The organism is Marinobacterium sp. xm-d-579 (assembly GCF_013282935.1).
In the GTDB taxonomy this organism is placed as follows: Bacteria; Pseudomonadota; Gammaproteobacteria; order Pseudomonadales; family Balneatricaceae; genus Marinobacterium_E.
Genome location: NZ_WBYP01000001.1, coordinates 246,836 through 258,866, shown reverse-complemented (window position 1 = coordinate 258,866; position 12,031 = coordinate 246,836). Strand labels below are relative to the sequence as shown.

15 protein-coding genes are annotated in these 12,031 nt (G+C 48.1%); 8 read left to right on the top strand and 7 right to left on the bottom strand.

Annotated features, from left to right (window positions below):
• Position 1 precedes the first annotated feature (1 nt).
• Positions 2-769: a ParA family protein gene (locus XMD579_RS01370; RefSeq protein WP_173480487.1), complete on the top strand. Its 768-nt coding sequence runs from the start codon at positions 2-4 to the stop codon at positions 767-769.
• A gap of 4 nt (positions 770-773) precedes the next feature.
• Here XMD579_RS01370 and XMD579_RS01365 read toward each other — a convergent pair whose 3' ends face one another.
• The 3 genes from XMD579_RS01365 to XMD579_RS01355 form a co-directional block, all read right to left on the bottom strand.
• Complete coding sequence (locus tag XMD579_RS01365) at positions 774-1,334, bottom strand: hypoxanthine-guanine phosphoribosyltransferase (RefSeq protein ID WP_173498195.1); 561 nt, start codon at positions 1,332-1,334, stop codon at positions 774-776.
• Positions 1,335-1,436: 102 nt separating this feature from the next.
• On the bottom strand, positions 1,437-1,970 hold the full coding sequence (gene ppa, locus XMD579_RS01360) for an inorganic diphosphatase (protein ID WP_173480489.1): 534 nt from the start codon (positions 1,968-1,970) through the stop codon (positions 1,437-1,439).
• A gap of 80 nt (positions 1,971-2,050) precedes the next feature.
• Positions 2,051-3,031, bottom strand: coding sequence for a class 1 fructose-bisphosphatase (locus tag XMD579_RS01355; RefSeq protein ID WP_173480490.1), 981 nt, complete (start codon positions 3,029-3,031; stop codon positions 2,051-2,053).
• Positions 3,032-3,160: 129 nt separating this feature from the next.
• On the opposite strand from XMD579_RS01355, the gene mpl reads away from it, so the two are divergent.
• From mpl to XMD579_RS01330, 5 genes are read left to right on the top strand one after another with little or no spacing between them, the layout of a single operon-like run.
• Positions 3,161-4,528 carry a UDP-N-acetylmuramate:L-alanyl-gamma-D-glutamyl-meso-diaminopimelate ligase gene (gene mpl, locus XMD579_RS01350; RefSeq protein WP_173480491.1) on the top strand — a complete coding sequence of 456 codons (1,368 nt, stop codon included), beginning with the start codon at positions 3,161-3,163 and terminating at the stop codon, positions 4,526-4,528.
• A gap of 8 nt (positions 4,529-4,536) precedes the next feature.
• Positions 4,537-5,157, top strand: coding sequence for a flavin prenyltransferase UbiX (locus XMD579_RS01345; RefSeq protein ID WP_173480492.1), 621 nt, complete (start codon positions 4,537-4,539; stop codon positions 5,155-5,157).
• Between the two features lie 10 nt (positions 5,158-5,167).
• Positions 5,168-5,857, top strand: coding sequence for a tRNA (adenosine(37)-N6)-threonylcarbamoyltransferase complex dimerization subunit type 1 TsaB (gene tsaB / locus XMD579_RS01340; protein WP_173480493.1), 690 nt, complete (start codon positions 5,168-5,170; stop codon positions 5,855-5,857).
• Positions 5,854-6,666: an undecaprenyl-diphosphate phosphatase gene (locus XMD579_RS01335; RefSeq protein WP_173480494.1), complete on the top strand. Its 813-nt coding sequence runs from the start codon at positions 5,854-5,856 to the stop codon at positions 6,664-6,666. The genes tsaB and XMD579_RS01335 overlap by 4 nt, the downstream gene beginning before the upstream one ends.
• A complete protein-coding gene (locus tag XMD579_RS01330; protein WP_173480495.1) occupies positions 6,666-7,442 on the top strand; it encodes a class I SAM-dependent methyltransferase in 777 nt (258 codons plus the stop codon). The genes XMD579_RS01335 and XMD579_RS01330 overlap by 1 nt, the downstream gene beginning before the upstream one ends.
• A gap of 24 nt (positions 7,443-7,466) precedes the next feature.
• On the opposite strand, the gene XMD579_RS01325 is transcribed toward XMD579_RS01330, so the two are convergent.
• Positions 7,467-7,676 (bottom strand): SlyX family protein, encoded by a 210-nt coding sequence (locus XMD579_RS01325; protein WP_173480496.1) that lies wholly within the window; start codon positions 7,674-7,676, stop codon positions 7,467-7,469.
• A 176-nt stretch (positions 7,677-7,852) separates the two neighbouring features.
• Between XMD579_RS01325 and XMD579_RS11465 the strand changes: the two genes are divergently transcribed.
• Both XMD579_RS11465 and XMD579_RS01315 read left to right on the top strand, forming a co-directional pair.
• Positions 7,853-8,275 carry a cold-shock protein gene (locus tag XMD579_RS11465; protein WP_371731415.1) on the top strand — a complete coding sequence of 141 codons (423 nt, stop codon included), beginning with the start codon at positions 7,853-7,855 and terminating at the stop codon, positions 8,273-8,275.
• A gap of 85 nt (positions 8,276-8,360) precedes the next feature.
• A complete protein-coding gene (locus XMD579_RS01315; protein WP_256368148.1) occupies positions 8,361-9,044 on the top strand; it encodes a DUF3108 domain-containing protein in 684 nt (227 codons plus the stop codon).
• On the opposite strand, the gene XMD579_RS01310 is transcribed toward XMD579_RS01315, so the two are convergent.
• From XMD579_RS01310 to gatB, 3 genes are read right to left on the bottom strand one after another with little or no spacing between them, the layout of a single operon-like run.
• Entirely contained in the window at positions 9,013-9,192 is a 180-nt protein-coding gene (locus tag XMD579_RS01310; RefSeq protein WP_173480498.1) for an oxidoreductase-like domain-containing protein, read from the bottom strand. The two genes, XMD579_RS01315 and XMD579_RS01310, sit on opposite strands and share 32 nt — an antisense overlap.
• Positions 9,192-10,562, bottom strand: coding sequence for an FAD-binding oxidoreductase (locus XMD579_RS01305; protein ID WP_173505681.1), 1,371 nt, complete (start codon positions 10,560-10,562; stop codon positions 9,192-9,194). The genes XMD579_RS01310 and XMD579_RS01305 overlap by 1 nt, the downstream gene beginning before the upstream one ends.
• A gap of 12 nt (positions 10,563-10,574) precedes the next feature.
• The gene (gene gatB / locus XMD579_RS01300) at positions 10,575-12,026 is read right to left on the bottom strand and encodes an Asp-tRNA(Asn)/Glu-tRNA(Gln) amidotransferase subunit GatB (RefSeq protein WP_173480500.1); all 1,452 of its coding nucleotides are present in this window, start codon (positions 12,024-12,026) and stop codon (positions 10,575-10,577) included.
• Between the last annotated feature and the right edge of the window lie 5 nt (positions 12,027-12,031).

Sequence of the window (12,031 nt, the reverse complement as noted above, 5' to 3'; positions counted from 1 at the left end):
TATGCGTCGAGTTATTTTCAACCAGAAAGGTGGCGTTGGTAAGTCGAGTATCGCGGTCAATTTGGCGGCTATCAGTGCAGCTCGCGGACTTAAAACGCTAGTGATCGATTTGGATCCGCAATGTAACTCAACACACTACCTGTTGGGTGATGACTCCGATGCGCCAGAGCTCGATGTACAGAGTTTCTTTGAGTCGGTATTGAGCTTTCAGCTGAACAAAGTGGCCGAACAAGATTACTGTTTTGCGACCCCATTCGATCATCTCGATATTATTCCCTGTAACCCGAATTTAGGTGATTTGCAGTCGAAGTTAGAGTCGAAACATAAGATCTATAAGCTTAGAGATCTGTGTGACGCTCTGGATGACCATTACGATGCGATCTACATTGATACGCCGCCAGCGTTTAACTTCTTTTCGCTCTCCGCACTTTGCGCCGCTGAGCGTTGTTTGATCCCCTTTGATTGTGATGAGTTTGCACGCCAAGCTCTTTACAGCCTACTGCATAACATCAACGAAACGCGTGAAGATCATAATGAGCAGTTGGTGTTGGAAGGGATTGTGGTGAATCAGTTTCAGCCACGAGCGTCGCTGCCTAGGCAGATCATTGAATCGCTCGTGGAGCAAGATCTGCCGGTGCTAAACGCCAAGCTACCTGCGTCAGTGAAAATGAAAGAGAGTCATATGCTGGCTAAACCACTGGTTCACATGGCAGCCAAACATAAATTGACTGAGGCATTTAACCTACTGTTTGATGAGATCAATCAGTAGGTTACTAAAGACCTTTGACTGCAAAGATACCGGGTGCGTTGCGCCAGTAGCCTTTGTAATCAAGTCCAAAGCCAAAAATGTAGCGATCCGGTATGGTTAGACCGATGAAGTCTGCTTTCATCCCAGGCACGGCTTTGCGATCGTGTATTTTGTCGATCAGTACGACCGATGCCACGCTTTTAGCTCCACCCTCTTTGAGGTGATTCATCACTTCGTGAAGTGTGTGTCCCTCATCTAGGATGTCGTCGACCACTAACACATCGCGTCCCTGATAATCGATCATCGGTGGAACCTTCCACTCTAGTTCGTGGCCAGAGGTCGTGTTGCGGTAGCGAGTCGCATGTAGGTAGCCCGCTTCGAGAGGGAACTCTAAGCGAGTCAGTAGCTGACCGCAGATAACAAGACCGCCGTTCATTATCGTGAAGATGACAGGATCGCGATCAGCATATTCGCCGGTGATCTCATCAGCAATCTTGTCGATCGCTTGGTTGACTTCAGAGTTTGAAAAGAGCAAGTCTGATTCAATGTAAACTTGCTTGATTTCGTTAATATCGGGGCGGCTCATGTTAGCTCCAGAGCGGTTAAACTTGACTGAATCGACAAGTTTAACCTGTTACATACAAAAAAGCCCGACCCGCAGAGCGGATCGGGCTTTTTAATTATCTAATTACTTAGCTGCTTCGTAAGCTTCAGCTGATTTGATGATCGCGTCGCGAGCTGCAGCAGCGTCAGACCAACCTTCAACTTTAACCCACTTGCCTTTTTCAAGCTTCTTGTAGTTCTCGAAGAAGTGAGAGATTTGATCTTTCAAAAGTGGCGACAGGTCATCAACGTCATGGATGTCGTTGTAAGCCTGGCTTAGTTTCTCGTGAGGAACAGCAACCAGTTTCGCATCTTCACCCGCTTCGTCGGTCATGTTTAGAATGCCGACTGGACGACAGCGAATAACAGAACCTGTCATGACTGGATGTGGAGTCAGTACAAGTACATCTAGAGGGTCACCATCGTCAGCTAGTGTGTTGTTTACGTAGCCGTAGTTCGCTGGGTAGAACATTGGCGCAGCCATGAAGCGGTCAACAAAGATAGAGTCAGAGTCTTTATCGATCTCGTATTTTACAGGCGAGCTCTCAGCTGGGATCTCGATGATAACGTAGATGTCGTTTGGCAGGTCTTTACCCGCTGGTACTTTTTCAAAGCTCATGTTGTTTCCCTATGAACGTTTCATTAATTTCTGCGGCGCATTATAGGCACCTTGGTAATATAACTAAATGCTACTAAGCGCTATTTTTCACTTTTCTTACGGTGGTAGGCTTTCAACATCTCTACCTCCTGTTTTGAACCTAGCGCGACGGATACACGTTGGTGAATGTGCTCTGGGCTAAGATCCATAATCTCTTCGTAACAGGTCGAAGCGACGCCACCAGCCTGCTCGATAAGGAAACTCATTGGGTTGCCTTCGTACATCAGGCGTAGTTTTCCCGGTTTGCCCGGATCGCGTGAGTCCCATGGGTAGGTGAAGATGCCCCCACGGGTCAGTAGGCGATGCACTTCGGCCACCATAGAGGCCACCCAGCGCATGTTGTAGTTCTTCTCGCGAGGACCCTCTTCGCCAAGCAGTAGATCGTCGATGTACTCTTGCATCTGAGGTTCCCAGTGACGCTTATTCGACATGTTGATCGAAAATTCGCTGGTCTCTTCAGGAATTTTGACCGACTCCTCTGTCAGGATAAAGTCACCGGTATGAGCCAGCGTGAACATGTTAACGCCGCTACCAGTGGTTAGGGCTAATACTGCAGAAGGCCCATAAAGCACGTATCCTGCCGCCACTTGCTTACGTCCTGGCTGGAGGAACTCATTGGTGTCCTGTTTAGCCCAAGGTTTTGGGGCTTCGATGATTGAGAAGATCGTGCCAACCGAGACGTTGATGTCGATGTTTGATGAGCCATCCAGCGGGTCAAAAGTCACAAGGTAGCGACCATCACGAGATCCCCAAACTGGCTCCTCTTCCTCTTCTGAGGCAACGCCACGAACAAGTCGATTATCCAGAAGGACTTTTTTAATGATGTCGTTAGAAACGATATCGAGTTTCTTTTGGGTCTCGCCCTGTACGTTAGTCAGAGTGCTGGTGCCCAAAACGCCGGCCAGAGCGCCTTCGCGAAGCTGCAATGCAACCTCTTTACAGGCGATCATTAAGACTTCGATCACCTCTACAAGGTCTGCATCGGTTTTGTTGTGCTTTAGGAAGGAGCTCAGTAACTGCATTAGAGAATCTCTTAGTCGTGTGAAATATGATGAAAATTATAGGCAAGTTGGTACGCTATTGCATGTGCGAAATGGGTTTTTCGGTTAATTAAAGCCCATCTTTATAATTTTTTGTGGGATACCACCGGTTTGCATCTTCATTTTCTTGGTATTTGTGGCACCTTTATGGGCTCTTTAGCGATTTTGGCCAAAGAGCTAGGTTATCGTGTCAGCGGTTCGGATCAGAACGTCTATCCGCCAATGAGTACGCAACTTGAAACCTTAGGCATTGAGATTATTCAAGGCTACGATCCCACTCAATTGGACTCCAATCCCGATCTAGTGATAGTCGGTAACGCGATGTCGCGCGGCAATCCTTGTGTTGAGGCGGTGCTTGAGAGAGGGATTCACCACACATCGGGACCACAGTGGTTACATGATCACTTGCTCAAGGATCGTTGGGTATTGGCTGTTTCAGGTACTCACGGTAAAACCACCACAGCGACCATGTTGGCATGGATTCTGGAGTACGCTGGGTTGAAGCCTGGTTTTTTGATTGGTGGCGTTCCGCTCGATTTTGACTGCTCAGCTCGTTTGGGAGAGACCGACTTTTTTGTTATCGAGGCAGATGAGTACGATACCGCTTTTTTTGATAAGCGATCTAAATTTGTCCACTACAACCCAAGAACACTGGTGATTAATAACTTAGAGTTTGATCATGCAGATATCTTTGATGATCTTGCAGCGATTCAGAGGCAGTTTCATCACCTCATGCGTTTGGTGCCTGCTACTGGGCGAGTGATCTACCCCTCGGATATTCCGGCAGTCGAGCAGGTGATAGAGCAGGGGTGTTGGAGTGAGTTAGAGTCAACTTCAATGAATCCTGGTCACTCTGGTGCTGCAATCGGTGAGCAAGAGTCTGGTGGTCAGCGTTTTCAAATTTGCGTCAAAGAGACGGCCCCTGTCTGGGTTGATTGGGAATTGACCGGTGAGCACAATCAACGCAATGCACTGCATGCTCTGTTGGCAGCAAGACACGTTGGCATTACCCCCGAAGTGAGTGCGGAGGCATTAAGCCAATTCAAAAGCGTGAAGCGCCGCATGGAGCTGTTAGGTCAGTTCTCAGGGGTCTCTCTGTATGATGATTTTGCTCACCATCCGACGGCTATTGCGACGACCTTGCAAGGTATGAGAGCGAAAGTGCACGATGAGAAGTTGATTGCCATCATCGAGCCAAGGTCTAATACCATGAAACAAGGCGTATTTAAGAGCCAGTTAGCTGAATCCGCCGCGCAAGCTGATACTGTTTTTTGGTATCAACCGGATTCTCAGGGGTGGTCTTTAGAGAATCAGATTGCTGGCTTTGACGGGCAGGCTGTATTTAATAGCATTGATCTTCTGCTTGAGTCTCTCGAATCAGAGCTACAACACAACAGTCATATCGTAGTGATGTCGAACGGTGGATTCGAAGGCATTCACGAGCGAATTAAACAACTCCTTATTTCGACGACACATTGAGGTGAACCGTGGCAGATTTTGACTCAAGAGTAACCCTAGCCATTACCGGAGCTTCGGGGGTTCAGTACGCACTGCGTTTGATGCACTGCTTGGTTCAGCAGAACGTTCAACTCTTTGTGATGGTCTCCAAAGCGGCTCAAGTTGTTGTCGCGGCTGAAACGGAGCACAGCTTGCCAGGGACTCCTGATGCTCAGCAGCAGTTTTTTACTGATTTCACGGGTGCTAAAGCGGAGCAGATTAAAGTCTTTGGTAAAGAGCAGTGGTTTGCTCCTGTCGCTTCAGGCTCAGGCGCTCCCAGTCAGATGGTGGTCTGTCCCTGTTCAACAGGAACACTGTCAGCCATTGCGACTGGGGCCAGTAATAATCTGATTGAGCGTGCTGCGGATGTTGCCCTAAAAGAGCGTCGATCACTTATTTTGGTGCCGCGAGAGGCTCCCTATTCTGAGATACATCTTGAGAATATGTTGAAGTTGACCCGCATGGGAGCGGTCATACTGCCGGCGTCACCAGGTTTCTATCATAAACCCACCACGGTCGAAGATATGATCGATTTTGTGGTCGCAAGGGTGTTGAGTCAGCTCGGTTATGATCAATCGATCATGCCATCCTGGGGCTCAGATTTAATTTAAGAGTAATATTATGACGAAGGTTCTAGCACTAGATACTTCAACTGATGCCTGTTCAGTCGCCTTACTAAACGGCGAACAGCGCATTTGTCGGTTTGAAGTGGTACCCAGAGGGCATACCCAACTGCTGTTGCCGATGGTTGAAAGTGTTCTTGAAGAGGCCAAGCTATCGGTAAAAGAGCTTGATGCGATCGCTTTTGGGCGCGGGCCAGGGTCATTTGCCGGCATTCGTATAGCAACAGGAGCAACACAGGGGCTAGCAGTCGCCTTTGATACTCCTGTGATCCCCCTATCGACCCTTGAGACCTTGGCTTATCAGGCGCTTGCATTATGCCCAGAGGCTGGCTTTATTCTATCGACTTTGGATGCCCGAATGGATGAGGTCTATTGGGCAGTCTATAAGGTGGAAAATGGCACAATCTTTGCTTTGACTGAGGAGCAGGTGACGGCACCCTCAGCCGTTGTTCTGCCTGAAAAGGTTTCTCAATGCGTAGCAATTGGCCCAGGCCTTAACTACTTGGATCAGTTGAATTCATTAGTTCAAAACGGTTTGGGTAGGGTGTTGTCTGATCAGTACCCTCAGGCTGAGAGTATGCTCAATATGGCAGTGTCAGCTCTAGAAAGGGGTGATCAAGTGCCGCCTGAAGAGGCTTTACCCGTTTATGTTCGAGAGGGCACTTGGAAAAAAAGGAGTGAGCAGTGACGCTCAGTGATTGGATACATACTCTGATATTGGCCCTGATACAGGGGTTAACTGAATTCCTACCGATCTCAAGTTCTGCACATTTGATTCTACCCTCCCAGCTGTTTGGTTGGAGTGATCAGGGATTAGCATTTGATGTTGGTGTTCATGTTGGCACGCTGACGGCTGTCATCATCTATTTTCGGCGCGAAGTGGTGTCGATTGTGGCAGCGTCAACATTAACTCTGGCTGGTAGAACCTCGGATGATGGGAAACTTGGTTGGTTTGTAGCATTTGCGACGATCCCAGCTGTCATAGCAGGCCTGCTGTTGGGCGACTGGATTGATACCTATGGTCGATCCATTTTGGTTATTGCTGGCACCACCATTCTATTTGGCCTTGCACTCGGTTGGGCAGACGCTACCAATAAGGCGACGCGTATTATGAAAGAGCTCGGCTTTAAGGATGCTATTGTGATTGGTGTAGCTCAGGCCATCGCTCTCATTCCTGGAACCTCTCGATCGGGTATCACCATTACAGCAGCGCTTATGTTGGGATTTGATCGTCAAAGTGCCGCCCGTTTCTCATTCTTGCTCTCAATCCCAGTTATTCTGGGGGCAGGGTTATTGAAGGGTAAAGAGCTTATCGATATCGGCGCAGACGCGCATTGGCAGATGATTGGTGTTGGTGCACTCGTAGCGGCCCTCAGCGCTTGGGCGTGTATTCATCTGTTTCTGAAGCTGCTTGATCAAATCGGCATGCGTCCTTTTGTAATCTATCGTTTGATTCTAGGTGTTACTTTGATCGCAGTTTGGGCTTTGACTCGCTGATGATTGGTCTTTCCGTTGAGTCTCATGAACTGCTTCCGGAAGCCGAAAAGCTTAGCAATGGCTTAAATCTTCCCTTGGTAAAAAGTGGTCAATCAGGTTCTGAGTTCGACTATCTACTTCAGGTGGGATTTGATGGTCTGTCGCTGGTCCAGCTTGGCCCTAAAGCGCCCGGTCCTATTCGAGTAGACTTTGAATCGGGTGCGGTGGCTCATCGTCGTCGTTTTGGTGGCGGTAAAGGGCAACAGATTGCTAAGGCTTGTGGCGTATCCTCTGCATTTACCCCTTACATAGCCGATCTGACCGCTGGGCTGGGTCGTGATAGTTTTGTGCTGGCGACCTTAGGTTGTCGTGTGGATATGGTGGAGCGGGTGCCAGTAGTTCATGCGTTGTTGAGAGATGGGTTGCACAGAGCTCAGTTCTCATCCGATCCAGAGTTGCAGGAGATTCTGGCCAGACTCTCATTAAGTCACCTCCAAGCGGTTGAGTTCCTTCAAACGACCTCTAATCAGTACGACGTGATCTATCTCGATCCGATGTTCCCTCACACGGATAAGTCGGCTCAGGTGAAAAAAGAGATGCTAGCCTTTCGCTCGCTTGTGGGTGCCGATCAGGACAGTGCAGAGTTGCTAGACGCCGCTTTGCAACATGACCCAGCAAGGGTTGTTGTGAAGCGACCAAGAAAGGCGCCTATTATTGAAGGACCGAAGCCTAGCTATGCATTAGAGGGTAAGTCTGGGCGTTTTGATATCTATGCGAGACGCAAGTTAGGCAGTTAGTTTGTTAACCGCTAAATGAGTCGATTAATAGTGTGGTGGTGGCACATCCGCCGCTGGTGAAAAGCCACTATTATCAGCGTTCTTAACACGGTCGTTCAGAATCATAATCATGCGTCGCAGTTCATCCAGCTCTTTCGCTTGGCGAATGGTGATTTCACTCAGTTGATCGATCGCTTCCTCTTGAAACGCTATTCGACTCTCCAGATCATCTAAACGACTGTTCGATTCACTCATAATTTCGTGTTCTTCTTACTCTTTGGGTTAATTTATCCGCCGTAAACCCCTAAGTTGTTGAAAAAATATAACTAATACGTTATATCTCACTTTCTGTGCGGGTTTTTTAATGTCGTACAGAGTAATTTGTTTGTTCCAAAAAATACAAAGAAATATTTCCAATGGGTGGTTAATCAGTGATTAAAAATATCATTATCAGCGTAATTGCAGCCTGTGTTATCGCAGCTGCTGGTCACTTCTTTAAAGCGGAATCGCACTACTTACCAGTGCTTGCCGTTTCGTTTGTGGCTGTTTTCATCAGTACTCTTGTGGCTAGCTCTGGCTCCGCATCAGCATCTCAATCTTCACGTCGTGTAAACGGTGCGGATGAAGAGGATGACATCGATGATGGTCGTGAAGTCGGTACTGTTAAGTGGTTCAATGTTTCTAAAGGTTTCGGTTTTATTACTCGTGCCAATGGAGATGATGTTTTTGTTCATTTCCGTAACATTCGTGGCCGTGGACACCGTTCATTAAACGAAGGCCAGCGTGTTCGTTTTAATGTGCACGACAGCGATAAAGGTCTTCAAGCTGAGGATGTTTCAATCATCCGTGAATAACGGTTGATTGAAATAATGAAAGGGTAGCTTAGGCTACCCTTTTTTATTCATTTTCTACTCAGTTAAGTAGGCTAGAATAACTTTTATGAAAATCTATCCTCTACTCTTTTTGTTCCTCAGCTCTTTGGCGTCGGCAGACACTCAATGTATGCAGAATTATTTTGCATCCAGAGTCGGCGAGACTCTTGAGTATCGTGTTGAAATTGATGGTATTCGGGCGAAAGGGGCTCGAGCGATCTCTCAATCAGATTCAGGTCAGTTCACATTGCTTCAGTCTGTCTCTGTTCTACTGGCTTCGCTAGAGGAGGAGAGCCATTTTATTGTTGATGAGCAAGGCATCGTTCCGATTAATTACCTCTTTGAACAGCAAGGGCTTGGGGCGCGTAAAACAACCATTCAGTTCAATGGCGCAACGGCTGAAGTGAATAGAAAAGGTAAGACGTCTCAGTTGGAGCTTCCGCAGGGTTTTCAGGATCCTTTGACCTTCATCCTTCAGCTTCAAGCAGCGACTAGTTGCGGTGAATCTATTGAAACGCTGAAGATACCTCTTGTGAAGTCGAAAGGGGTTTCGGAGGTTGTTTTTGTTAAAGGTGAGGACTCTTTAATTAAGAGCCGTGATAAGGATTTGGTTCTGGAAACTTGGCAAAGGGTCGATGGTGATAAAATTGAAAAGGTCGGCTTAATTCCTGAATTAAATAACCTTCTGTACTCATTTGAGCAACGAGAAGGAGAGAAGATCAATCGCCTTCAGTTGATTGATCTTCCTTAGTCTCTGCTGATTTTTGTGCTGCCTGCTGCTTTTGCCATGCGGCTCTATCTGCATAGTAGATATCCCAAACGCAGGGTTCACAACCACTTTCGCAGCAGTCGTAATCCCCTGGTGGAATCGGTTCCTGAAGAGAATCTATTGAGCTCATCAGCCAATAATCTTCCCAGGGTTAAGAATCCCTTTTGGATCCAGAGCGGCTTTAATACTGCGCATGACGGCCAGCTCAGCATCGCTCCGGCTTAGGTGAATATAGGGCTTTTTACTCAGTCCAATACCGTGTTCTGCCGAAACAGAGCCTTTGTATTTCTCTAGGATCTTATAGACTACCGTGTCGATCGCTTTTTTATCGCTGACTGGACCTACACAGAAGTGAATGTTGCCATCGCCAAGGTGTCCAAAGGTTAGGCAGGTCGATTCAGGGAACTGCTCTGACAGTGCCTCTTTGACTTCGTTTGTGTAAGCTTCCATGTGACGCAGCGGTAGGCTGATATCGTAAGGAATCAGTGGGCTGAAGGCTTGAACCATCGCCTCAATGTCATCTCGAACTGCCCAGAGTGCCGCTGACTGCTGCTGACTTTCGGCAATCACAGCATCGACAATGACCTCTTGTTCTAGAAGTTCGCCAAGAACCTCAATGAACTGCTCTTTTCCGCGAGTGTCATCGACACACTCTGACTCTAATAGGATGTAGTAGGGTAGGGAGTCATCAATAAACTTTTGATGATTACCGGTTTCGTTAACCATAAAGCTATAGAAACTGTTCCACATCGCTTCAAATGCAGAGAGCTTACCTTCAAGTTTCTGTTTCAGCGTGTTAAGCAGTAAGAGTGCGTTATCAAAACTCTCGACGCCAACCAGTGCGGTTTGACGTGCTGGCGCTGAAGGCCAAAGTCTCAAAACGGCGCGTGTGATAATACCTAGAGTTCCTTCTGAGCCGACAAACAGCTGTTTTAGGTCGTATCCGGTATTATCTTTCAGTGTCTCTTTAAGATTGGTTAGGACGGTGCCATCGGCTAGCACCACCTCTAGACCGAGAACTTGATCACGTGCCATACCGTAGCGAATAACCTTATTGCCACCGGCGTTGGCTGCAAGCATTCCTGCAACCTGTGCTGAACCCCGAGCACCCCAATCTACTGCAAAAAGGAGGTCGTGCTCGGCTGCTGCATTTTGAAGATCCTCAACAACCACACCGGCTTGAACGAGCACAGTGGCACCTTGGGTATCTAACTGCTCAATGGAACGCATGCGCTCAAGGCTTAGAACAAAATCCCCTTCAGTCGCTTTGGTCGCGTCCGCTAAGCCGGTCATGCCGGCTTGTGGAATGATGGTCTGATTTGCCTCGTGACACAGGGCGAGCACTTTTGAGACCTCTTCCGTCGACGCGGGTCGAATCACCGCTTTCGCCGGACAGCTGCCTTTACTCCAACTCTCATTAGGTCGTTGAGCAACACGCTCGTCGGTGATGAGACCTTTATCACCTACAATGGCGTGGATTGCATTCAGTAGTTCAGACATAGTGTTTACCTGTTAGTCGCAAAGAGCATCCAGTTTAGATTTAAGTATGCCGGTGACCGCACCAGGGTTGGCTTTGCCACCGGATGCTTTCATGACCTGGCCCATAAAGAAACCTAACATTTTGCCGCGTTTCTCTGGTTCAGCGGCTTTGTATTGCTCAACCTGTGCTGTCGCATTGGCAATGACCTCGTCGATCATGGTCTCTATCGCACCGGTGTCAGTAACTTGCTTCAACCCTTTGGCTTCAATCACTTCGTCGGCGGTACCGCCTTCGTTCCATTGGATTTCAAAGACTTTCTTAGCAATGTTGCCAGAGATGGTGTTGTCCTTGATGCGAACCAGAAGACCGCCTAACTGCTCTGCGCTAACGGGGCTGTTATCAATGCTCAGATCGGCTGCGTTTAAGTTTTTGGCCAACTCTCCCATCACCCAGTTGGCAGCCAGTTTGGCATCACCACAACACTCAACCACTGACTCAAAGTAGTCCGCTTGGTTGCGATAAGCTGACAGAACACCAGCGTCGTATTCAGATAGAGCCAGTTCACTGATGAAACGCTCTTTTCGTGCGTCCGGCAGTTCTGGAAGCGTTAGACGAATGGCTTCTACATAGGCATCATCGACCACGACAGGAAGTAGATCTGGGCAAGGGAAGTAACGGTAGTCGTTAGCATCCTCTTTCGAGCGCATGCTTCGAGTCTCGTTTTTGTCTGGATCGTAAAGACGAGTCTCTTGTACTACTGTGCCGCCATCTTCTATTAGGTCGATTTGACGCTCTACCTCGGTGTCGATTGCACGCTCAATGAAGCGGAACGAGTTGATGTTCTTCAGCTCGGTGCGAGTACCTAGGGTGTCACTGCCTTTAGGGCGAATGGAGACGTTACAGTCACAACGCATTGAGCCCTCGGCCATGTTACCGTCACAGATGCCCAGAGTAGTTACTATCGCATGAATCTTGCGAGCGTAAGCAGCGGCCTCTTTAGAGGTGCGCATATCGGGTTCAGAGACAATTTCGACTAGAGGTGTACCGGCTCGGTTAAGGTCGATACCGGATTGGCCGTGAAAATCTTCGTGTAAGGATTTTCCGGCATCTTCCTCTAGGTGAGCGTGATGAATACGAACACGACGTTCGCCATCTTCCGTTTCAATATCGACGTAACCTTCGCCAACAATAGGTGCTTCTAGTTGGGTTGTCTGGTAACCCTTGGGAAGATCTGGATAGAAGTAATTTTTGCGCTCAAAAACGGCACGTTTACCGATTTCGGCATTAATCGCTAAGCCAAACATGATGGCCATTTTCTGTGCGCCATCGTTGAATACCGGCAGTGTGCCCGGCAATGCCAGATCAACGGCGCACGCTTGTGTATTGGGTTCGGCACCGAAGGCAGTGCTAGCACCTGAAAATATTTTCGTATTGGTCGCGAGCTGAACGTGGATCTCTAGACCGATAACTGTTTCCCATTCCATATCGA